We start from the raw sequence: 20,857 nt of genomic DNA, 5'->3' as shown, positions 1-20,857 counted from the left end.
ATGACGAGTCGCAGGCCAACGCCAATGGACGCCATCATGCGCAGTCATTATGGTCGCGCTGCGGCGCGGCTTGCTGATCCCGGCGTGACAGGCTGCGGGAACTTGCCGTGTTTTTCAACACCATGTCTTTAAACGATGGAAGCTTGCATGCGCATCCTTGCCGTATCAGCCCTATTACTGGCCCCGCTTGTCCACGCGGCGCCCGATGCACCGGCGCAGCGCTGGGTCGAGGGCGACGACGTCGTGGTGCGCGCCACGCCCGATGCCAGCGCCGCCGCCGTCGCCACCCTGGCGCGCAATGCCAGGGTGACCCTGGTGCGCGAAGAAAACGCAGTCGGCTACTGCGAAATCCGCACGGTGGACGGCGCCGCCGGCTTCACGGCCTGCCGCTACCTGGCGCGTTCACCGGTGATCGTCAGCACGGTGCCCGGCAAGCCGCGTGCCGGCGAATCCGATCCGGAGCGGGCTTTCCGCCTGCAACCGAACTGGAGCAACCTGGAGAACTATGCGAACCACCTCAAGGACTTGCATCCCAGATTGCACCAGCAGGGCCCTTTCCCGCGCGACGCGGCGCTCGAGCGCATGAAGGCGCACCTGGCGCGCGGCATCGACGGTCCCAGGCCGGCGCCGTTTGCCGACTGGGCCGACCTCCAGCGCAAAGCCCGCCGCCTGGGCGTGCTGGCCGATACCGATCCGCAAGCGCGGGAGATTGCCGGAGGCCTGGAAGAGGCGACTGGCATCTTCTACAGTTCGCTGCACAGGAGCGACCAAGCCGCCGGCCGGCGCCGCCTGGCGGGCGTGGTGGCGGCGCTGGCATTTGCCGAGGTGGGGCCGTCGCTGTTCCGCAGCGAAGCCCAGGTGGCGCCGCCCACCAGCAGCGCCGAAGAGGCCAGCGGCCGCTTCGGCATCGCTTTCCGGCAATGGGTCAAGCCGCGGCCCAGGCCGACGGACGTGAGCCAGAACGACGACTCGCCCGGCTTGTACGACATGCTCAGCCGCACCGACGCCCTGGCGCGTCCGGTGCAGCGCGTTCAGCTGGACCGCGACGGCGCGCTGCGCGTCGCGCCAAGCGTACTGCGCAAGACAGAGACGCTGTGGCGCGCCGCCGACGGCCCCATGTGCGAGGGCTGGGCGCCCGGCTTTGCGTTTGGCGAGGCCGATGCCGGTCCATGGCGTTTTTTCGGCAAGTTTGCCGCTGCCAGCAAGAAACAGAACGCCAATCCGCCGGGCAGCCTGTACGCCTTCTACACGACGCGCGCGCTGCCGCCCGGACCGGCCGTGCGCAAGCAGGCCAGCATGACCCTGGACCGCGCCCGCACCGGTTTTATCAAGGGAAGCCATCTTTACTACGACCTCGACGCCGACGGCGTGGCCGACCTGGCCGTCTGGGAAGGGGAGGGCAAGGGGCCGGGCGATATCGAGCGGACCATCACCGCGACCGACGATCGCTGGTACCGCCTGGTGCTGGTCAACATCAATGGCGCCTGGAAAGTGCTTGGTAAGGACACGTTCAGCTACGGCTGCGGCTGTTAAAACGGTGCCCGCCTGCAATCAAATTCCGCAAGGCGAGGCCGTTCGGCCCGGGGTGGCTTACAATGTCGCTTTGCACGCCTCGATACCGACCATGTCCACCACTACCCCCGCCGTCGTCACCGAATCGGCTTACCTGACCCTGCACTACCGCCTGGCCACCGCTGACGGTACCGATCTGATCACGACCTTCGCCGGCAACCCGGCCACCCTGATGATGGGCAGCGGCCAGCTCGCGCCTTTCCTCGAAACCTGCCTGATGGGCTTGCCGGAAGGCACGCACCAGACTTTCCAGCTGGCCCCGGCGCAAGCCTTCGGCGAGCGCAACCCGGAACTGGTGCGCGATGTCTCGCGCGCCACCCTGGACGAGAATTCCGCTCCCGGCGCCGACTATCAGATCGGCGACCTGGTCGACTTCGCCGCGCCGGGCGGCGGCCGCTTTGCCGGCGTGCTGCGCCAGTTCGGCGAGGATGCCGTGACCTTCGACTTCAACCATCCGCTGGCTGGGCAGTCGCTGCAATTCGAAGTGCGCCTGATTTCAGTACTTTAATTGTCGTCACACAAATAACTGTTGTATAGAAAATACAGAGGTTCATCATGGACAGCGAAATTCTCCTGGCCCAGCCGCGCGGTTTCTGCGCCGGCGTCGACCGCGCAATCGAAATCGTCGAACGCGCCCTGCAACAATTCGGCGCGCCCATCTATGTGCGCCACGAAATCGTGCACAACGCCTATGTGGTCGAGGACTTGCGCAACAAGGGCGCGATCTTCATCGAGGAACTCGAGGATGTCCCGCCGGGCAACACCCTGGTGTTTTCCGCCCACGGCGTGTCGAAAGCGGTGCGCGCCGAAGCCGAAGCGCGCGGCCTGACCATTTTCGACGCCACCTGTCCGCTGGTGACCAAGGTGCACGTCGAGGTCGCCAAGATGCGGCGCCAGGGCTGCGAGATCGTCATGATCGGCCACGACGGCCATCCGGAAGTCGAAGGCACCATGGGCCAGACCGAGGAAGGCATGCACCTGGTCGAAACCGTGGCCGACGTGGCCATGCTGCAAGTGAAGACCCCCGACCAGCTGGCCTACGTCTCGCAAACCACCTTGTCGGTGGACGACACCGCCGACATCATCGCCGCGCTCAAGGAAAAGTTCCCGAACATCATCGAGCCGAAGAAGGGCGACATCTGCTACGCCACCACCAACCGCCAGGAAGCGGTCAAGTTCATGGCGCCCCAGGTGGACGTGGTGATCGTCGTGGGCAGCCCCAACAGTTCGAACTCGAACCGCCTGCGCGAAGTGGCGGAAAAGAAGGGCACGCCGGCATATATGGTCGACAATGCCTCGCAGATCGATCCGCAATGGCTGGTCGGCAAACTGCGGATCGGCGTCACGGCCGGGGCCTCGGCGCCGGAAGTCCTGGTCCAGGCCGTGATCGACCGCCTCAAGGAACTCGGTGCGCGCAGCGTGCGCGCATTGGAGGGCGTGGAAGAGCATGTGACCTTCCCGCTGCCGAAGGGACTCGACGGCATCAAGCTTGGGGTTGCATAACCCAAAGCATGGCCGTTTGTCAAAATTAAATTCGGAACACGTGTGATTTTCCGATATTAGTTTTTTCTAAACCTCGTTATGATGTTGACGCTCGGATGTTTTGTCATCGGGACGTCATGTTCGTTCTGATGGCGCACGGTTGCAGCAGAGACATGAAAAACCGGCAGTCCCGTGGCCAGGGACGGCGGTGTTTGTGCACTAGCGGCGTCAGGCCATGAGCGGCACACGGGGATTTCTCCGGGTGCCGTTTTTGTTAGAACGAATTGAAACGGGGTCATCATGGATACCTTTATCCAACAAATTATCAACGGCCTTGTGCTCGGCAGCATGTATGCCCTGGTCGCGCTGGGTTACACCATGGTGTACGGGGTGCTCAACCTGATTAACTTTGCCCACGGCGACGTGCTGATGATCGGCGCCATGGTCGGCCTGTCCATCCTCAAGGGCCTGGAAATCGTCGCGCCCGGCTTGCCCGGTTATGTCGACCTGGCCATCGCCATCCTCGGCGCCATTCCCGTCTGCATGCTGGTCAATGTCCTGGTCGAACGGGTCGCCTACCGGCGCCTGCGCAACGCTCCCCGCCTGGCCCCGCTGATCACCGCGATCGGCGTGTCCACCCTGCTGACCACCTTCTCGATGATGATCTGGGGCCGCAGCCCGCTGTCCTTCCCGCAACTGCTGTCGAGCGAGCCGATCCATATCGGCGGCGCCGTGATTTCCCAGACCCAGGTGCTGTTGCTGGCGCTGGCGGCCATGTCGATGGGCGCGCTGGTCTTGCTGGTCGAAAAAACCAAGCTGGGCCGCGCCATGCGCGCCACCGCCGAAAATCCCCGCGTGGCCGGCCTGATGGGGGTCGACTCGAACAAGGTCATCGTCGCTACCTTCGCCATCGGCGCGGCGCTGGCCGCCGTGGCCGGCGTGATGTGGGGCGCCAACTATTCCTCGATCCAGTTTGCGATGGGTTTCCTGCCCGGCCTGAAAGCCTTCTCGGCGGCGGTGCTGGGCGGCATCGGCAATATTTATGGCGCCATGATCGGCGGCATCCTGCTGGGCCTGATCGAAGCGCTCGGCGCCGGCTACATCGGCGACCTGACCGGCGGCTTCCTGGGCAGCCATTACCAGGACATTTTTGCTTTCGTCGTATTGATCATCGTCCTGACGATCCGGCCGTCCGGCATCATGGGCGAGCGCGTCGCCGACCGCGCCTGATAACGAACAGAAAAGGAAACATCATGGCTCTGCTCTCGTTTGACCTGGAAAACCACCCGCGCCAGGCCCGCATCAACCTGGTCGCGCTGCTGGTGGCCTTGCTGATCTTCCCCTTCGTCGCCCAGAACTTCGGCAACTCCTGGGTGCGCATCATCGACATGGCGCTGCTGTACATCATGCTGGCGCTGGGGCTGAACATCGTGGTCGGCTTCGCCGGCCTGCTCGACCTCGGCTATATCGCCTTCTTCGCCGTCGGCGCCTACATGACCGGGCTGCTGGCCTCGCCGCAATTTGCGGCCCTGCTCGAATCGGTGGTCAACCAGTATCCGGTGTTCGGGGAATGGCTGGTGGCGATCATGGGTCCCGACATCCGCGAGACCGGGATCCACCTGTCGGTCTGGCTGATCGTGCCGCTGGCGGCGGCCACGGCCGGGTTCTTCGGGGCCCTGCTGGGCGCCCCGACGCTCAAGCTGCGCGGCGACTACCTGGCCATCGTGACCCTGGGCTTCGGCGAGATCATCCGCATTTTCATGAACAACCTGAACGACCCGATCAACTTCACCAACGGTCCGCAGGGCATCAACCTGATCGATCCGATCCGCATTTTCGGCGTCTCGCTGGCGGGCGAACCGGGTTCCAAGGCCACCGTCTTCATCGGCAGCTACGGCATGCCGTCAGTGAACGCTTACTACTTCCTGTTCCTGTTCCTGTGCATCGCCATCGTGTTCATCACCACCCGCCTGCAGCATTCGCGCCTGGGCCGTGCCTGGGTTGCGATCCGCGAAGATGAAATCGCGGCCAAGGCCATGGGCATCAATACCCGCAACGTCAAGCTGCTCGCGTTCACCATGGGGGCGTCCTTCGGCGGCGTGGCCGGCGCCATGTTCGCCTCGTTCCAGGGCTTTGTCTCGCCGGAATCGTTTTCGCTGACCGAATCGATCGCGGTGCTGGCGATGGTGGTGCTGGGCGGTATCGGCCATATTCCCGGCGTGATCATGGGCGGCGTCCTGCTGGCGGCCTTGCCGGAAGTGCTGCGCCACGTGGTCGAGCCGCTGCAGATGACCCTGTTCGGCAAGGTGCTGATCGAAGCTGAAGTGCTGCGTCAGTTGCTGTACGGCCTGGCGATGGTCTTGATCATGCTCAACCGTCCGGCCGGCCTGTGGCCCGCGCCCAAGCACGAAGACCGGCCCGAGGCCGCCGAGACCAACAAGCCCGGCCAGTTGCCGGTGTAAGGGCCGCGCGAGGATATCCAGATGAGCGAACAAGTCATTCTCCATATTGACGGCGTCAACAAACGCTTCGGCGGTTTGCAAGCGCTGACCAACGTCGGCATCAAGATCATGAAGGGCCAGATTTACGGCCTGATCGGGCCGAACGGCGCCGGCAAGACCACCTTTTTTAACGTCATTACCGGGCTCTACCAGCCCGATACCGGCACCTTCGAGCTGGCCGGCAAACCGTATTCGCCGTCCGCCCCCCACCTCGTGGCCAAGGCCGGGATTGCCCGCACCTTCCAGAACATCCGCCTGTTCGGCGAGATGACGGCGCTCGAAAACGTGATGGTCGGCTGCCATGTGCGCACCCATCAGGGCGTATTCGGCGCGGTGTTCCGGCACAAGGCGGCGCGCCTCGAAGAAGCGGCGATCCGCGCGCGTGCGCAGGAATTGCTCGACTTTGTCGGCATCGGCGCCTTCGCCAAGCGCACCGCCAAATTCCTCTCCTACGGCGACCAGCGCCGCCTGGAAATCGCGCGCGCCCTGGCAACCGAGCCGCAGCTGCTGGCGCTGGACGAACCGGCCGCAGGCATGAACGCGACCGAAAAACTGGCGCTGCGCGAACTGCTGGTCAAGATCAAGAACGAAGGCAAGACCGTGCTGTTGATCGAACACGACGTCAAGCTGATGATGGGGCTGTGCGACCGCATCACCGTGCTCGAATACGGCAAACCCATCGCGGAAGGCTTACCGGCCGACATACAGAAAAATCCGGCAGTGATCGAAGCCTACCTGGGAGGTGCTCACGCATGAGCGACAACATTCTGAAGATCCAGGGGCTGAAGGTGGCCTATGGCGGCATCAAGGCCGTCAAGGGCATCGACCTGGAAGTGAACAAGGGCGAGCTGGTGACCCTGATCGGCGCCAACGGCGCCGGCAAGACCACCACCCTGAAAGCCATCACCGGCACCTTGCCCGACTGCAAGGTCGAGGGCACGATCAGCTATATGGGCGCCTCGCTCAAGGGCAGCAAGTCGTTCGAGCTGGTGCAGAAGAAGCTGGCCATGGTGCCGGAAGGGCGGGGCGTGTTCACGCGCATGTCGATCCACGAAAACCTGCTGATGGGCGCGTACACGCGCGACGACAAGGCTGGCATCGACGCCGATGTCGAGAAGTGGTTCACGGTGTTTCCGCGCTTGAAGGAACGCGCGGCGCAGATGGCGGGGACCCTGTCCGGCGGCGAGCAGCAGATGCTGGCGATGGCGCGCGCCCTGATGAGCCATCCGAACTTGCTGCTGCTGGACGAGCCCTCGATGGGCCTGGCGCCGATCATGGTGGAAAAGATTTTCGAGGTGATTCGCGACGTGCACAGGCAGGGGATCACGGTCTTGCTCGTGGAACAGAACGCGAAACTGGCGCTGGAAGCGGCCGACCGCGGTTATGTGATGGATTCGGGCGCGATCATCATGGGCGGCAATGCCCAGGACATGCTGCACGATCCGCGCGTGAAGGCGGCCTACCTGGGCGAATAGCGAACGCGCGTACTGAAGCGCCGTCATTCCGCGCAGGCGCGTACTGAAGCGCCGTCATCCCGCGCAGGCGCGTACTGAAGCGCCGTCATTTCGCGCAGACTTGTACTGAAGCGCCGTCATTCCCGCGCAGGCGGGAATCCAAGGCAAGTTTGCCGATCGGCGCTGTCATGGATTCCCGCCTGCGCGCAAAGTCATCCCGGGTTTGCAGTCGACAATGGCTTAACCTGGCAGCATTGATGGAATGCCTCCCATAAAAAAAACCCCGCAGCTGCGGGGTTTTTTGCTACTGCGACAGCGCTCGATTAACGCTTGGCGCTGGTGCGTGCAGCAACGTTCTGTGCAGCCTGGGTGAACTGCGATACGGCCGCGTTCACATTGGTTTCCATGGCTTCCTTGGCTTGCTTGGCGGTCTTGGTCAGCTGCTCGTAGCCGGCGTTGGCGTTGCCGATCGATGCCTTGATGACGGCAACCACGTTTTCCGAACCGGCCGGTGCGTTCTTGCTCACTTCGTCAACCAGCGAAATCACCTTGCGGTTGGTTTCGGCGATCTGGAATTCGGCCGCTTTCGAAAATTCAGCCTGGGTGCCGGTCGCGATGGCAGCCAGCTGGCGGCCGTAGGACAGCGCTTTTTCAGCGGTCGGCTGGGCCTGGGCGGCGGTCAGCGAGAAAAATTCTTGTGGATCCTTGGCCGACAGCAGTTGCTTGGTAGCGATCGAGGACTCTTCCAGCGTTGCCTTGGCAGCGGTGATGTTCAACTCGACCAGCTTTTCAATGCTTTCGAAGGCTTTCGACGTCAGCGAGGAGTACAGCGCGAACTGCGATTCGAAGTTGGCTTTGGTGGCGTTCGAAAACTGCTCAGGGATTGCAAACATATATATTCTCCAAATATTGATTAATAGTATTGTTGATAAATGCTGCGTTGAACCGGTGAGGCAGAAAAATCTGTCGAGCCAAGGCTGAACAATAGGATTGTGCAGCGCAACAAAGGCCATTTTAATGATTTCCCGACCAGTGTCAAGCGAATCTTGTGCAGTGCACAAACCTCTCGTGATCAATAGAAATCCTTGTGCCGGGCAAGAACAATGGTCCGCTTCGTGCACCGCCGCAAGCCCGGCTGTCATAGACAAAACCGGCCTTGATAACATGGCAACGCCGCCCATGCTAGACTCGCGGTTCGCGCTGTCCAACCTGTTGATACGGCGTCTTGACGTTTTGGCGTCGAGCGCGGCCATTGATATATGTCAAACGAAACGTTAAAAAATGCTGCGCCGCGCCACAGTGCGCCCTGGCTGTCGCCGATGCCCGTGTTTTTCGTGCTGCTGTGGAGTACCGGATTCATCGTGGCCAAGTTCGGCCTGCCCTACGCGCCGCCGCTGACCTTCCTGCTGCTGCGCTGCGCGGCGGTGCTGGTGGTGCTGCTGCCCATCGTGCTGATCTGGAAAGCCCCGTGGCCGAAGGGCAGCATCGGCCATATCGCCGTGGCCGGATTGCTGCTGCAGGCCGGCTACCTGGGCGGCGTCTGGTGCGCCATCAAGCTCGGCATGCCGGCCGGCGTCACCGCCCTGATCGTCGGCATGCAACCGATCCTTACCGCCGCCTGCGCGCCCCTGATCGGCGAAACCGTGCGCCCGCGCCAGTGGCTGGGCCTGCTGTTCGGCCTGAGCGGCGTGGCGCTGGTGGTGTATGCCAAGATCACCCTGGTCGGCCTGTCCGCGCCGGCGATCGGCTATGCGGTGCTGGCGCTGCTGTCGATTACCGCCGGTACGATGTACCAGAAGCACTTTTGCCCGCACTTCGATCTGCGCACCGGTACCGTGATCCAGTTCGGGTCGACGGTGGCGGTACTATTGCCCATCGCGATACTGTTCGAAGGGCTGGACTGGTCGCTCGGCAGCATCGATTGGACCCCGCGTTTCATCGGTGCGTGGATGTGGTCGGTGTTCGCGCTGTCGATCGGCGCCATCTTCCTGCTGTTTTCGTTGATCCGCCGCAGCGATGCGACCCAGGTGACCAGCTTGCTGTACCTGACGCCGCCGACCACGGCCGTGATGGCCTGGCTGATGTTCGGCGAAGCCTTCAGCTGGCTCGGGGTGGCCGGGATGGTGGTGGCGGTGATCGGCGTGGTCTGTGTCGTTAAAAAATAGGAGTAACAATGCTCGTAAGTAAAGAACAAGCCATCGTGGACGCCGCCATCGGTTCGCGCCGTTCGATCCGCGCCTTCCTGCCGACCCCGGTCGCGCGCGAGGATATCGAGGCCATCCTGGAAGTGAGCGCCCGCGCACCGTCGGGCACCAATATCCAGCCGTGGAAGGTGACCGTGCTGACCGGCCAGGCGAAAGAGCGCCTGTCGCAGGCGATCCTGGCGGTCCACAACGATCCGGCGCAGGCCGCCCTGCACGTGGAGGAATATCCGTATTACCCGCGCGAATGGACCTCGCCCTACATCGAGCGGCGCCGCAAGGTGGGGCTGGACCTGTATTCGCTGCTGGGCCTGGAGCGCGACAACAAGGCCGGCATGCACGCCCAGTTCGGGCGCAACTACCGCTTTTTCGACGCGCCGGTGGGCCTGATCTTTACCATCGACAAGGTGCTGGAACAGGGCTCCTGGCTCGATTACGGCATGTTCCTGGAAAATATCATGGTGGCGGCGCGCGGGCGCGGCCTCGATACCTGTCCGCAGGCGGCGTTTACCCCGTACCACAGGGTGATTGCCGAACATCTTCAGCTGCCCCCCACTGAGATGCTGGTATGCGGCATGGCGCTCGGCTTCGCCGATCCCGACAAGATCGAGAATACCCTGGTGACCGCGCGCGAACCGCTGGCAGGCTTTGTTCGCTTCATGGAATAAACGCGTACACTAGGACGGATGCAAGGAGCGCGCTGGCTACGGACGTTGTAGCCGGGCACAAGACTTCCTCCGAATGTTAAATTCGCTTGCGATTGCTGAGTACTTTGCTAGACTTCAGCAACATATAGGTCAGCTCGCTTCAAAGGATTTCAGATGTATAAGTTTGTCTTGGGCGCTATCGCTTCCCTGCTGCTCGTCGCCACGCCGCCAGTCGACGCCAAGGAGAGGGCCAAGGCCAAGGTCGGGGTCAAGGCCAAGGCCAAGGCCGTGGTCAATGCCGGCAAGGTCAAGAAACCCAGCGCGGGAAAAACCCGCTTCAAGCGGCGCGAGATTGCGCCGCGCCTCATGGCGGAAAGCCGCAACACCATGGTGCGCCGCACCGTCATGGTCAAGGGCAAGCGCAAGGTGGTGTACCAGCGCGTGATCGTGGCCGCTTCCCTGCCGGAACGGGTGCGCCAGAGCGCCGGCGACCGTGCCGGCCTGAACCAGACTCCCGACCCGCTCGACCTCAAGTCCAACGTCGCCTTCGTGCTCGACCAGAACAATGCGGAAGTCCTGTTCGAGAAGAACGCCAACATCGCCTTGCCGATCGCCTCGATCACCAAGCTGATGACCGGCCTGATCGTGGTCGAAGCGAACCAGGACATGGACGAGGTGCTGACCATCACCGAAGACGACGTCGACCACGAAAAATTCACCAGTTCGCGCCTGCGCGTCGGTTCGCGCATGACGCGCGCCAACCTGCTGCATATCGCGCTGATGAGTTCGGAGAACCGGGCGGCGGCGGCGCTGGGACGCAATTATCCGGGCGGCGTGGCGGGCTTTGTCGAGGCCATGAATGCCAAGGCGCACCAGTTGGGCATGAACGATACGCGCTATGTCGATTCGAGCGGGCTGTCCAGCCGCAACGTGGCCAGCGCGCGCGACCTGGCCAAGCTGGCCATGTTTGCATACAACCAGCCGCTGCTGCGCCAGTATTCGACCGATCCGAAATCGACGGTCGATGCGGGCGGCAGGCTGATGCATTACAACAATACCAACTACCTGGTCGCGATGCCGGATTGGGATATCGGTTTGCAGAAAACCGGCTTCATCAACGAAGCGGGGCGTTGCCTGCTGATGCAGACCGTGATCCAGGGCCGCTCGGTGATCATGGTATTCCTCGATTCCAAGGGCAAGCAGTCGCGCACGGCCGATGCGGGACGCATGCGGCGCTGGCTGGAAGCCTTGCGGCCGGCGGGCATGTCCTGATTGAAGTACGACCCGGCCCGGCCCAGGCCGGGATCGACGGCTCACGCCGGTCCGGTATAGCCCAGGGTCGCCGAAATCTGGCTGGCCGTCAGCACCAGGTCTTCCAGCCATTCTTCCTGCAAGCGGTCGGCCGGCGCCGAAATCGACAGGCCGGCAATCAGCTTGCCCGAATCGTCGTGGATGCCTGCCGCCATGCAGCGCACGCCCAGTTCCAGTTCCTCGTTATCGCGGGCATAACCGCGCGTCCTGACCACGCTCAGCTCGCGTTCCAGCTTGCCCAGGTCGGTGATCGAATTCTTGTTGTGCCCGGCCAGTCCGGTGCGCGTGGCATACGCCCGGATCGCCTTCGGCTCGTCCACCGACAGGAACAGCTTGCCGGTCGAGGTCAGGTGCAGCGGTCCGCGCCCGCCGATCGCGCGCACCACCTGCATGCCGGAACGCTCCGAAAAGGCGCGGTCGATGTACACGATCTCATCGCCCTGGCGCACCGAGAGGTTGATGGTCTGCTGGGTCTTCTTGTGCAGCGAGCGCATGAAGTCGAGCGCCGCTTCGCGCACCGACAGGCGGCTTTTCACCACATTGCCCAGCTCCAGCAGGCGCATGCCGAGCCGGTAGGTGCCCGGTTCGACCCGGTCCACGAAGCGCGTGATGACCATGTCGTTCAGGATCCGGTGCGCGGTCGAGGGATGCAATCCGGATACCTTGGACAATTCCTTCAGGCTCACCGGATCGGTATAGTTGGCCAGCGCGTCGAGCAAGGCCACCATGCGCTCGATGACCTGGATCGAGGTTTTGGGTGCTTCAACGGTGTCGATTTTCATGATGTGGTTGGTGCAGTGCAGTATATGTCCGTACTTTATACCACAATGTGAAAAGGATTGGCAATTTCCCTGTGGCGCCCGGCAAAGGTGGCGCAGCCGCCTCGGGCCGGGGCATAATGCGTGTTACCTGTTATTTTAAAGAGTCTCCATGACCGAGCCTGTCAGTGAATTCAAGAGCAAAAGCGGCCTGAAGCGCATCGTGGCGGCCACCGGCTATTCGATCGAGGGCTTCAAGTCCGCCTGGAAAAGCGAGCATGCATTCCGCCAGGAATTGATCATGGTCGTCATCGGCACCATCATCGCCCTGGCCTTGCCCGTTTCCGCCTTCCAGAAATTGTTCCTGATTGCCGTGCTGGTGCTGGTGCTCATCGTCGAACTGATCAACTCGGCCATCGAAGCCGTGGTCGACCGGATCTCGCTGGAGCGCCATCCGCTGTCGAAGAACGCCAAGGATTTCGGCAGCGCCGCCGTGATGCTGGCGGTCATGATTGCCGTGGCCGCGTGGGGCCTGGTGTTGTTCAACCGCTTTTACTAGTCCGCTTCTTGCTGCCGGCCCGCCTTATGCGCAGGCCGCATATCGAACCGCGAAACGATTCCTTCGCTTTCGCCGGTTCGGGCCGTATTCTGGCGCTTCCAGGAGGTGCGCCATGACCGAACTCTTTCCCCATTTTCAAGTAATCGTGGTCAGCGGACTGCAGGACAGCGGGCCGGACCATTGGCAGTCGCGCTGGCAGCGCCTGCATCCCGAATTCGTGCGCGTGCGCCAGGACGATTTCGACAATCCCGACCTGGCCGCCTGGGCCGCGCGGCTCGATCGGCTGCGGCGCGCCGATCCGCGTCCCGCGCTGCTGGTGGCGCACAGCTTCGGCTGCCTGACCGCCGTGCACAGCATCGCCCGCAGCAGCGAGGGCGTGGCCGGCGCCTTGCTGGTTGCGCCCGCCGATCCCGACAAATTCGGCGTGGCCGACCGCCTGCCCGCGCTGTCGCTCGATTGCCCTAGCATTGTGGTGAGTAGCGCCAACGATCCATGGATGAGCGCGGCGCACGCGGCCCTGTGGGCGCGCCGCTGGGGGAGCGAGCTGATCGAGGAGGGCAGGGTGGGGCATATCAATGCCGAGTCCGGCCTGGGCGACTGGTCCGCCGGATACAAGTATTTGCAGCGTTTGGCCGAATTGGCGCACAATAGGATGCTGGCTTTTTCGCCATGATTGACATCCGCTGATAACTTTGATGAACGATTGGAGATCACAATGAGTTTACGTCTGGGCGATACCGCTCCCGATTTCGAGCAGGATTCTTCGCTGGGAACGATCAAGTTTCACCAATGGGCGGGCGATTCGTGGGTGGTGCTGTTTTCGCATCCGGCCGACTTTACGCCCGTCTGCACGACCGAACTGGGCCTGACCGCCAAGCTCAAGCCGGAATTCGACAAGCGCAACGTGAAAGCCATTGCCCTCTCGGTCGATCCGGCCGAGCTGCACAAAACCTGGATCAAGGATATCGAAGAGACGCAAAAGACCGTGGTCGGCTTTCCGATCATCGCCGATGCCGATAAAAAAGTGGCGGCCCTGTACGACATGATTCATCCGGAACAGTCGGCCACGGCCACGGTCCGCTCGCTGTTCGTGATCGATCCGAAGAAAAAGGTGCGCCTGTCGATCACCTACCCGATGAGCACCGGACGCAATTTCGACGAAGTGCTGCGCGTCATCGACGCCCTGCAACTGAGCGACGCCTATACCGTGGCCACGCCCGGCAACTGGCGCGATGGCGACGATGTGATCATCCCGCTGAGCGTGCAGGATCCGGAAGTGATCAAGCAAAAGTACCCGAAAGGCTACACCGCCGAGCGCGCCTACCTGCGCGTGACGCCGCAGCCGAACAAATAGGCCGGTATGACCATTTTTACCACGCCGTGCTGGAACGCATAAGCAAATAAGCTTTCCATCGTTTGAAACGCGGTAGAGTCCCTATACCCTTGCGGACATTCTAGGGACTCATTCATGCAACTAACGTACATCGTTTCAGGTTTTGCCGTCGGCCTGCTGGTCGGCATGACCGGCGTCGGCGGCGGCTCGCTCATGACGCCGCTGCTGACCTTGCTGTTCGGCGTCTCGCCCTCGGTTGCCGTGGGCACCGACCTCGCCTTCGCTTCCATTACCAAATCGGCCGGCACCTTCACGCACCGCCTGCGCGGCACCGTGCGCTGGGATATCGTGCGCCATCTGTGCTACGGCGCCTTGCCGGCCGCCGTGGCCGCTACCCTGGCGCTCAAGCAATTCGGTACGCTCGACAAGGAAATCGGCCAGATCATCCGCTACTCGATCGCCGGCTCGGTCATGCTGACCGTGATTGCGCTGCTGTTCAGGGGCAAGATGATGGCCTGGATCAACGCCAAACCCGAGCGCCAGCTGCAGGGCAGCAAGCTGACCGCCGCCACCGTCTTCTCGGGCGCGGTGCTGGGCGTGCTGGTGACGGTATCCTCGATCGGCGCCGGCGCCATCGGCGCGACCTTGCTGGTCATGCTGTATCCGCGCATGACGCCGGCCGAAGTGGCCGGCACCGACATCGCCTACGCCGTGCCGCTGACCGCGATCGCCGCCTTCGGCCACTGGTGGCTGGGCTCGATCAACTGGTCCCTGCTGGCCATGCTGCTGATCGGATCGCTGCCGGGCATCACCCTCGGTTCCTGGATCGCCAAATCGGTGCCGGAAGGCTTCCTGCGCGGCCTGCTGGCGACCACCCTGACCCTGGTGGCGGTCAAGCTGGTCTATTGAGATAGGCTCTAAACAGACGACATCGATTCCCGGCTGCCCGGCCAGGCCTGCGCCACCTGCGCGCGCAGGGCCGGGTCGGCGACCACGATCGGCGCCAGCCAGCGCAGCACCGACGCCGCTTCGTGGCGCAGCTCGGTCCACAGGGCGAACTCGCAATTGAGCGCCGCATTCACATACACCCGCACCAGCATCTCGCGCTCGACCGGCGCCGTCCCGGCCGCCGCACCCAGGCGGACGTAAGCCGCCACCAGCGCCCGCGGGTCGCCGCCGCGCGGCAGCATCGGCGCCGGATCGCATTCCTGCGCCCAGACCTGGAAAATGGCGCGCAGCCCCGGCGGTACGCTGACGCTGAGCATCGTTTCCGGCGTCCCCGGCGCGCCGCCGCTGCCTTGCAAACCTGTATGCATGTCCATGCCTCCTCCTGATCGCTGCATGTCAGACCGCGCCGCTGCGAGCCGGGTTCAGCCGTTTTACCCGGCGTTTGCGCCGTCTCAAACGGCGGCGACGCGGCGCTCGGCGCAATCCTAATAGCGTATCGATCTATGTAAATAAGAAATGCTTCGTTTGCGTTATGAGGTTCTCCTGCGATTATTGGCGCCTATTAGACGAATTTGTAATAAGAGGCCCCATGTCCCTTTCACTTCCCAGCGACAAGCCGCCCCGCATCTTCCCCGGGCTCGACTGGCTTTTCCGCTGGTTTTACGTCAAGTCGCCGCGCCGCGTCTTGCCCGGCTTCGGGCTGACGCTCGGCTTTACCGTCTTCTATCTGTGCCTGATCGTCCTGATCCCGCTGTCGTCGGTGTTCCTCAAGACCTTCAGCATGACCTGGCCGGCGTTCTGGGAAGTGGTGGCGTCGGAACAGGCGGTGGCGTCGTACCGCCTCAGTTTCGGCGCTTCCTTCGTTGCGGCGCTGATCAACACCTTCTTCGGCGGCATCGTCGCGTGGGTGCTGGTGCGCTACGAATTCCCGGGCAAGCGCTTCATGGACGCCCTGGTCGACCTGCCGTTTGCCCTGCCCACGGCGGTGGCGGGCATCACGCTCACCGCGCTGTACTCGTCCAACGGCTGGATCGGCAAATACTTCACCGAACTTGGCATCAAGGTCTCCTACACCCCGCTCGGCGTAGTGGTGGCGCTGACCTTCATCGGCCTGCCCTTCGTGGTGCGCACGGTGCAGCCGGTGCTGGAAGACCTGGAAAAGGAACTCGAAGAAGCCGCCGCCAGCCTGGGCGCGAACGCCTGGCAGACGTTTACGCGCGTGGTGTTCCCGGCCCTGATGCCGGCCCTGGTGACCGGTTTTGCGCTCTCGTTCGCGCGCGCCACCGGCGAATTCGGCTCTGTCATTTTCATCGCCGGCAACCAGCCGATGATCTCCGAAATCACGCCGCTCCTCATCTACATCAAGCTCGAAGCGTACAACTACGCCGGCGCCACCGCGATCGCCGTGGTGATGCTGGTGGCCTCGTTCGCGCTGCTGTTGGCCATCAATCTGCTGCAGGCGTGGACACGCGCCAGGACCGGTAAAAAATGAGTACTGCGATCAAACAGGCGGCCACGCCGCCCACGCGGCGCGCGCGCCGCTCGATCTGGGAGCGCTTGCTGGGCCGCTCGCACCCGCTGGAACCGGTCTGGGTCAGCGCGCTGCTCAAACTCGTCGCCCTGGTCTTCCTGACCCTGTTCCTGTTCATTCCGCTGGCCGCCGTGTTCGCGGAAGCCTTCAAGAAGGGCGTCGACACCTACATCGCCGCCATTACCGACCCGGATGCCGTGGCCGCCATCAAGCTGACCCTGATCGCCGCCTTCATCTCGGTGCCGTTCAACCTGGTGTTCGGCGTGTGCGCGGCCTGGTGCATCGCCAAGTTCGAATTCAAGGGCAAGTCGATCCTGCTTACCCTGATCGACCTGCCGTTCTCGGTCTCGCCGGTGATCGCGGGCCTGATCTATGTGCTCATGTTCGGCGCCCAGGGCTGGTTCGGCGAGTGGCTGGCCAAGAACGACATCAAGATCCTGTTCGCGGTGCCGGGCATCGTGCTGGCGACGGTGTTCATCACCTTCCCGTTCGTGGCGCGCGAACTGATTCCGCTGATGCAGTCGCAGGGCAACGAGGAAGAAGAAGCGGCGCTGGTGCTGGGCGCCTCGGGCTGGGCCACCTTCTGGCGCGTGACCCTGCCGAACATCAAATGGGGCCTGCTGTACGGCGTGATCCTGTGTAACGCGCGGGCCATGGGCGAATTCGGCGCGGTGTCGGTGGTGTCGGGCCACATCCGCGGCGAGACCACCACCATGCCGCTGCACGTCGAAATCCTCTACAACGAATACAACTTCGCGGCCGCCTTTGCCGTCGCCTCGCTGCTGGCATTGCTGGCGCTGGTGACCCTGGCGATCAAAACCTTTGTCGAATGGCGGCTGCGCGAAACGCACGCGCTGCACGCCGCAGACCGCAACATGGAGCACGGATCATGACGATCGAAGTCAGTAACATCAACAAGCGGTTCGGCCAATTCGTCGCCCTCGATAACGTCACGCTGCAGTTCCCCTCGGGCGAACTGACCGCGCTGCTGGGGCCTTCGGGCTGCGGCAAGACGACCCTGCTGCGCATCATCGCGGGCCTGGAGCATCCGGACAGCGGGCGCGTGCTGCTCGACGGCCAGGATGCCTCGGACAGCCATGTGCGCGAACGCCAGGTCGGCTTCGTGTTCCAGCACTATGCGCTGTTCAAGCACATGACCGTGTTCGAAAACGTGGCCTTCGGCCTGCGCGTCAAGCCGCGCAAGGAACGCCCGAACGAGCAGCAGATCCGCCACAAGGTGCAGCAGCTGCTGGAACTGGTGCAGCTGGACTGGCTGGCCGACCGCCATCCGCCGCAGCTCTCGGGCGGACAGCGCCAGCGCATCGCCCTGGCGCGCGCGCTGGCGGTGGAGCCGCGCGTGCTGCTGCTCGACGAGCCGTTCGGCGCGCTCGACGCCAAGGTGCGCAAGGAACTGCGGCGCTGGCTGCGCCGCCTGCACGACGACCTGCACGTGACCAGCATTTTTGTGACCCACGACCAGGAAGAAGCGCTGGAAGTGTCGGACCAGGTGGTCCTGATGAACAAGGGCCGGGTCGAGCAGCTGGGCTCCCCGGAGCAGGTGTACAACAACCCGGCCTCGCCGTTCGTGTACGGTTTTTTGGGGAATGTGAACCTGTTCCACGGGCGCGTCAACGATGGCGTCATGGCCAGCGGCGACGCCAGTTTTACCGTGCCGCCGAATGCCTCGGCCAGCAACGGGCAGGGCATCGCCTACGTGCGTCCGCACGACCTGGACATCGAGCGCTACACGCCGGGCGCGGACGGCATCGTCGTCAAGCTGCGCCGCGCGCACGCCATCGGTCCGCTGGCCCAGCTCGACCTCGAGCGCGCCGACAATGCCGAATTGATCGAAGCGGTGATCCCCAACGAGCGCTATCGCCAGCTGGCCCTGAAAGACGGCGAAACGCTGGTGGTGCGTCCGCGCCGGATGCAGGTGTTTGTCGACCAGGGAGCGGCGATATGAACTTCCAGCAATTGCGGTCCATCCGCGAAGCGGCCCGGCGCGGCTACAACCTGACCGAAGTGGCGAACGCCCTGTTCACGTCGCAGCCGGGCGTGAGCCGCCAGATCCGCGAGCTCGAAGACGAACTGGGGGTGGTGATCTTCGAGCGTAACGGCAAGCGCCTGACCGGCCTGACCGATCCGGGCAAGGGCATCCTCAAGATCATCGACCGCCTGCTGGTGGAGGCAGAGAACCTGCAGCAGGCCAGCATGGAATACGCGGGCCGGAACAGCGGCACCCTGACCATCGCCGCGACCCACACGCAGGCGCGCTATGCGCTGCCGAAAGTGGTGCAGTCCTTCCGCAAGGACTTCCCCGAGGTGCGCATCGCGCTGCAGCAGAGCGCTCCCGATCACATCGCCGAATGGGTCCTGTCGGGCAAGGCCGATATCGGCATCGCCACCGAAGGCCTGTCGCAGTTCCCCGACCTGGTGTCCTTCCCGTGCTACCGCTGGAGCCACCTGATCGTGGTGCCGGACGGGCATCCGCTGCTCAACTGCTCGCCGATCCGGCTGGAAGACCTGGCCGACTATCCGCTGATTACCTACGACGTCGGCTTCACGGGGCGCGGGCATATCGACGCGGCCTTCGCCAGGGCGTCGGTGCGCCCCGACATCGTGCTCACGGCGATGGATTCGGACGTCATCAAGCAGTATGTGAGCCTTGGCATGGGGGTGGGGATCGTGGCTTCGATGGCTTTCGACCATGGGCGCGACAAGGGCTTGCGCGCGGTGGAAGCGTCGCACCTGTTCGCGGCCAACGTGACGCGCCTGGCGGTGCGGCGCGGGGCGTACCTGCGCGCGTATGCCTATCACTTCATCGAGCAGTTCGCGCCGGATGTCTCGCGCGCCGACATCGAACGCGCACTCGACGCCGACGCGCCGCGCGAAAATTAGCCTGTCTTTCCGGCGGCGGGGAGGGGATATAGATTGCTTGCAAATGCGAATGATTCTCGTTTATACTTGATTTCAGCAAGCCATCCATCCCACGCATAGCCCGCCGCCGCCGCCGCTGCCAGCCACTGCAAACCGTCAAGGAAAGCATCGTGCCGAGCAAACATCCACAGAATCCAAGCGAGCCTTGCCAGCATGTGACGATCGCCGACAGCACCATCGGCCACGTCAGCATCTGTCCCGAATGCAGCGTGCTGCACCTGTCGCTGAGCCACGTCTCGCTGCGCTTCACGCCGGAAGCGTTCCGCGCGCTGTCGGCCATGGTCGGCGACGCCCAGGCGCGCCTCGACCACGTTGCCCAGTCCAACGCCGCCGCTGCCGCCGCCGCCGTCATCGACGAAGCGCGCCACGGCCCCAAGCTGCACTAAGGAGACGCGCATGTGCGACCACGATGCCAAAAAGCCGCTTGCGCGGTTCTTTCCTCCTGAAGGCGAAGCGGCTTCGCGCACTTCGTCCTCGCGCCGCCAGCGCCTGTGGGAGCTGCCGGCCAATACCCATTGCCCGGTGATCGGCGTGTGCCTGCCGCTCGGCGTGCTGCGCAAGCTGGTGAACAAGGGCGTGCGCGGCCAGGCGCTGGCCGACGATTACGAAATCCACGTCGGCGCGGTGGCCGAATGCGCCAACCGCAACCGCATCTCCAACCTGCTGCAGGATGCGCTCGACCAGCGTTATGCGCTGGTGCTGCTGCGCTTCAAGGAGGCGCGCAGCGGCGAGGCGGTGATGCAGCTGTGGCGCCAGGCGATCGCGCAGGGCGATGTGGCGGGCGCCTTCTGGGCCGCGCTGACCCATCCGCGCAGCGACTTCCTGGTCCAGGACACCGTGCTGCGCGAGATGCACATGATCCAGCACCAGGCCGGCGCGACCACGCGCATCGACCATGCGCGCTACCTGGAACTGCAGGAAGAAAACGCCGCCATGGCGGCCGAACTGGCGCAGTCGCAGCAGCGCCACGTGCGCACCCTGGCCGACAAGGCGCGCGAGCTGGAACAGGTGCAGGCGCAGTTGATGGCGGCGCGCGCCGAACTGGTGGCGCGCGAGAGCAAGGTCGCCTTCCTGCAGGCCGACATGGCGGAACTGGCGGCGTCGGTGCCGGACCTGGAAGCGCGCACGCGCCTCAAGCAAAAGCTCGACGAAGCGGCGCAGCGCCTCAGTGCGCGCGACGCGCAGCTGGCGCAGCTGCGCCAGCAACTGGCGGCGTCGACGCGCCAGCTCGACGCCTTGCAGGCGGCGCGGCCGGCCGATGCGGCGGTGTGCGAGGAAGACGCGGCCGAGGCCATCGCCGCCGCGCAGCTGGTCGACAAGACCTTGCTGTGCGTGGGCGGACGCAGCGCCAGCGTGGCCAGCTACCGCTGCATGACGGAGGAGGCGGGCGCCAGGTTCGCGCACCATGACGGCGGACAGGAACACGGCGCCGACCTGCTGGACGCCAACCTGGCGGCGGCCGACCTGGTGATCTGCCAGACCGGCTGCATCAGCCACAATGCCTACTGGCGCGTGAAGGAGCACTGCAAGCGCACCGGCAAGCAGTGCGTGTTCGTGGAAAATCCGAGTAGTACGAGTTTTTCGCGCGGCTTGCGCCAGATCGCCATCCTGGCCGCCTAGCCT

23 protein-coding genes are annotated in these 20,857 nt (G+C 63.7%); 20 read left to right on the top strand and 3 right to left on the bottom strand.

Translation table 11 applies throughout. The annotated features are described in order from the left end of the window. The first annotated feature begins 147 nt into the window (after positions 1–147). From EJB06_RS18235 to EJB06_RS18205, 7 genes are all read left to right on the top strand, one after another. Positions 148–1,533, top strand: a complete 1,386-nt coding sequence (locus tag EJB06_RS18235; RefSeq protein WP_164557959.1) for a hypothetical protein — start codon at positions 148–150, stop codon at positions 1,531–1,533. Between the two features lie 91 nt (positions 1,534–1,624). Beyond that, a complete protein-coding gene (locus tag EJB06_RS18230; RefSeq protein ID WP_126075441.1) occupies positions 1,625–2,080 on the top strand; it encodes an FKBP-type peptidyl-prolyl cis-trans isomerase in 456 nt (151 codons plus the stop codon). A gap of 47 nt (positions 2,081–2,127) precedes the next feature. Next, positions 2,128–3,075, top strand: coding sequence for a 4-hydroxy-3-methylbut-2-enyl diphosphate reductase (ispH, locus tag EJB06_RS18225; RefSeq protein ID WP_198420858.1), 948 nt, complete (start codon positions 2,128–2,130; stop codon positions 3,073–3,075). Between the two features lie 279 nt (positions 3,076–3,354). Next, a complete protein-coding gene (locus tag EJB06_RS18220) occupies positions 3,355–4,284 on the top strand; it encodes a branched-chain amino acid ABC transporter permease (protein WP_126075439.1) in 930 nt (309 codons plus the stop codon). A 23-nt stretch (positions 4,285–4,307) separates the two neighbouring features. After that, entirely contained in the window at positions 4,308–5,516 is a 1,209-nt protein-coding gene (locus tag EJB06_RS18215) for an ABC transporter permease subunit (RefSeq protein ID WP_126075438.1), read from the top strand. 21 nt (positions 5,517–5,537) lie between these two features. After that, the gene (locus EJB06_RS18210; protein ID WP_126075437.1) at positions 5,538–6,311 is read left to right on the top strand and encodes an ABC transporter ATP-binding protein; all 774 of its coding nucleotides are present in this window, start codon (positions 5,538–5,540) and stop codon (positions 6,309–6,311) included. After that, on the top strand, positions 6,308–7,030 hold the full coding sequence (locus EJB06_RS18205) for an ABC transporter ATP-binding protein (protein WP_126075436.1): 723 nt from the start codon (positions 6,308–6,310) through the stop codon (positions 7,028–7,030). The genes EJB06_RS18210 and EJB06_RS18205 overlap by 4 nt, the downstream gene beginning before the upstream one ends. Before the next feature lie 302 nt (positions 7,031–7,332). Here the strand turns inward: EJB06_RS18205 and phaP are convergent, their stop codons facing one another. Next, positions 7,333–7,902 carry a TIGR01841 family phasin gene (phaP, locus tag EJB06_RS18200; protein ID WP_126075435.1) on the bottom strand — a complete coding sequence of 190 codons (570 nt, stop codon included), beginning with the start codon at positions 7,900–7,902 and terminating at the stop codon, positions 7,333–7,335. A 426-nt stretch (positions 7,903–8,328) separates the two neighbouring features. Between phaP and EJB06_RS18195 the strand changes: the two genes are divergently transcribed. The 3 genes from EJB06_RS18195 (at position 8,329) to pbpG (ending at position 11,129) form a co-directional block, all read left to right on the top strand. After that, entirely contained in the window at positions 8,329–9,174 is an 846-nt protein-coding gene (locus EJB06_RS18195; RefSeq protein WP_229427145.1) for a DMT family transporter, read from the top strand. Between the two features lie 8 nt (positions 9,175–9,182). Next, positions 9,183–9,878, top strand: coding sequence for a nitroreductase (locus tag EJB06_RS18190; RefSeq protein ID WP_126075433.1), 696 nt, complete (start codon positions 9,183–9,185; stop codon positions 9,876–9,878). Between the two features lie 153 nt (positions 9,879–10,031). After that, positions 10,032–11,129 carry a D-alanyl-D-alanine endopeptidase gene (pbpG, locus tag EJB06_RS18185; protein WP_126075432.1) on the top strand — a complete coding sequence of 366 codons (1,098 nt, stop codon included), beginning with the start codon at positions 10,032–10,034 and terminating at the stop codon, positions 11,127–11,129. Positions 11,130–11,170: 41 nt separating this feature from the next. Here pbpG and EJB06_RS18180 read toward each other — a convergent pair whose 3' ends face one another. Then, on the bottom strand, positions 11,171–11,950 hold the full coding sequence (locus EJB06_RS18180) for an IclR family transcriptional regulator (protein ID WP_126075431.1): 780 nt from the start codon (positions 11,948–11,950) through the stop codon (positions 11,171–11,173). A 148-nt stretch (positions 11,951–12,098) separates the two neighbouring features. Between EJB06_RS18180 and EJB06_RS18175 the strand changes: the two genes are divergently transcribed. The 4 genes from EJB06_RS18175 to EJB06_RS18160 all read left to right on the top strand — a co-directional run bounded on the left by EJB06_RS18175 (position 12,099) and on the right by EJB06_RS18160 (position 14,727). Further along, complete coding sequence (locus EJB06_RS18175) at positions 12,099–12,485, top strand: diacylglycerol kinase (protein WP_126075430.1); 387 nt, start codon at positions 12,099–12,101, stop codon at positions 12,483–12,485. Positions 12,486–12,597: 112 nt separating this feature from the next. Then, positions 12,598–13,158, top strand: a complete 561-nt coding sequence (locus EJB06_RS18170) for an RBBP9/YdeN family alpha/beta hydrolase (protein WP_126075429.1) — start codon at positions 12,598–12,600, stop codon at positions 13,156–13,158. 42 nt (positions 13,159–13,200) lie between these two features. Further along, positions 13,201–13,839 carry a peroxiredoxin gene (locus EJB06_RS18165; RefSeq protein WP_126075428.1) on the top strand — a complete coding sequence of 213 codons (639 nt, stop codon included), beginning with the start codon at positions 13,201–13,203 and terminating at the stop codon, positions 13,837–13,839. Between the two features lie 114 nt (positions 13,840–13,953). Next, entirely contained in the window at positions 13,954–14,727 is a 774-nt protein-coding gene (locus tag EJB06_RS18160; protein ID WP_126075427.1) for a sulfite exporter TauE/SafE family protein, read from the top strand. Positions 14,728–14,735: 8 nt separating this feature from the next. Here EJB06_RS18160 and EJB06_RS18155 read toward each other — a convergent pair whose 3' ends face one another. Further along, positions 14,736–15,140 (bottom strand): hypothetical protein, encoded by a 405-nt coding sequence (locus EJB06_RS18155; RefSeq protein ID WP_126075426.1) that lies wholly within the window; start codon positions 15,138–15,140, stop codon positions 14,736–14,738. Positions 15,141–15,355: 215 nt separating this feature from the next. Between EJB06_RS18155 and cysT the strand changes: the two genes are divergently transcribed. The 6 genes from cysT to EJB06_RS18125 all read left to right on the top strand — a co-directional run bounded on the left by cysT (position 15,356) and on the right by EJB06_RS18125 (position 20,854). Further along, on the top strand, positions 15,356–16,258 hold the full coding sequence (gene cysT / locus EJB06_RS18150; protein ID WP_126075425.1) for a sulfate ABC transporter permease subunit CysT: 903 nt from the start codon (positions 15,356–15,358) through the stop codon (positions 16,256–16,258). Continuing rightward, the gene (cysW, locus tag EJB06_RS18145) at positions 16,255–17,190 is read left to right on the top strand and encodes a sulfate ABC transporter permease subunit CysW (RefSeq protein WP_126075424.1); all 936 of its coding nucleotides are present in this window, start codon (positions 16,255–16,257) and stop codon (positions 17,188–17,190) included. The genes cysT and cysW overlap by 4 nt, the downstream gene beginning before the upstream one ends. After that, positions 17,187–18,260 (top strand): sulfate/molybdate ABC transporter ATP-binding protein, encoded by a 1,074-nt coding sequence (locus EJB06_RS18140; RefSeq protein WP_126075423.1) that lies wholly within the window; start codon positions 17,187–17,189, stop codon positions 18,258–18,260. The genes cysW and EJB06_RS18140 overlap by 4 nt, the downstream gene beginning before the upstream one ends. Further along, positions 18,257–19,195, top strand: a complete 939-nt coding sequence (locus tag EJB06_RS18135; RefSeq protein ID WP_126075422.1) for a CysB family HTH-type transcriptional regulator — start codon at positions 18,257–18,259, stop codon at positions 19,193–19,195. Before EJB06_RS18140 ends, EJB06_RS18135 begins: the two co-directional genes overlap by 4 nt. A 149-nt stretch (positions 19,196–19,344) precedes the next feature. Next, entirely contained in the window at positions 19,345–19,620 is a 276-nt protein-coding gene (locus tag EJB06_RS18130; RefSeq protein WP_198420857.1) for a hypothetical protein, read from the top strand. 10 nt (positions 19,621–19,630) lie between these two features. Beyond that, the gene (locus EJB06_RS18125) at positions 19,631–20,854 is read left to right on the top strand and encodes a DUF2325 domain-containing protein (RefSeq protein ID WP_126075421.1); all 1,224 of its coding nucleotides are present in this window, start codon (positions 19,631–19,633) and stop codon (positions 20,852–20,854) included. Positions 20,855–20,857 lie beyond the last annotated feature (3 nt).

This window comes from Massilia atriviolacea (assembly GCF_003953935.1).
In the GTDB taxonomy this organism is placed as follows: Bacteria; Pseudomonadota; Gammaproteobacteria; order Burkholderiales; family Burkholderiaceae_D; genus Telluria_A; species Telluria_A atriviolacea.
The sequence above is the reverse complement of the archived record's forward strand: the minus strand, read 5'-3'. Positions and strand labels throughout refer to the sequence as shown.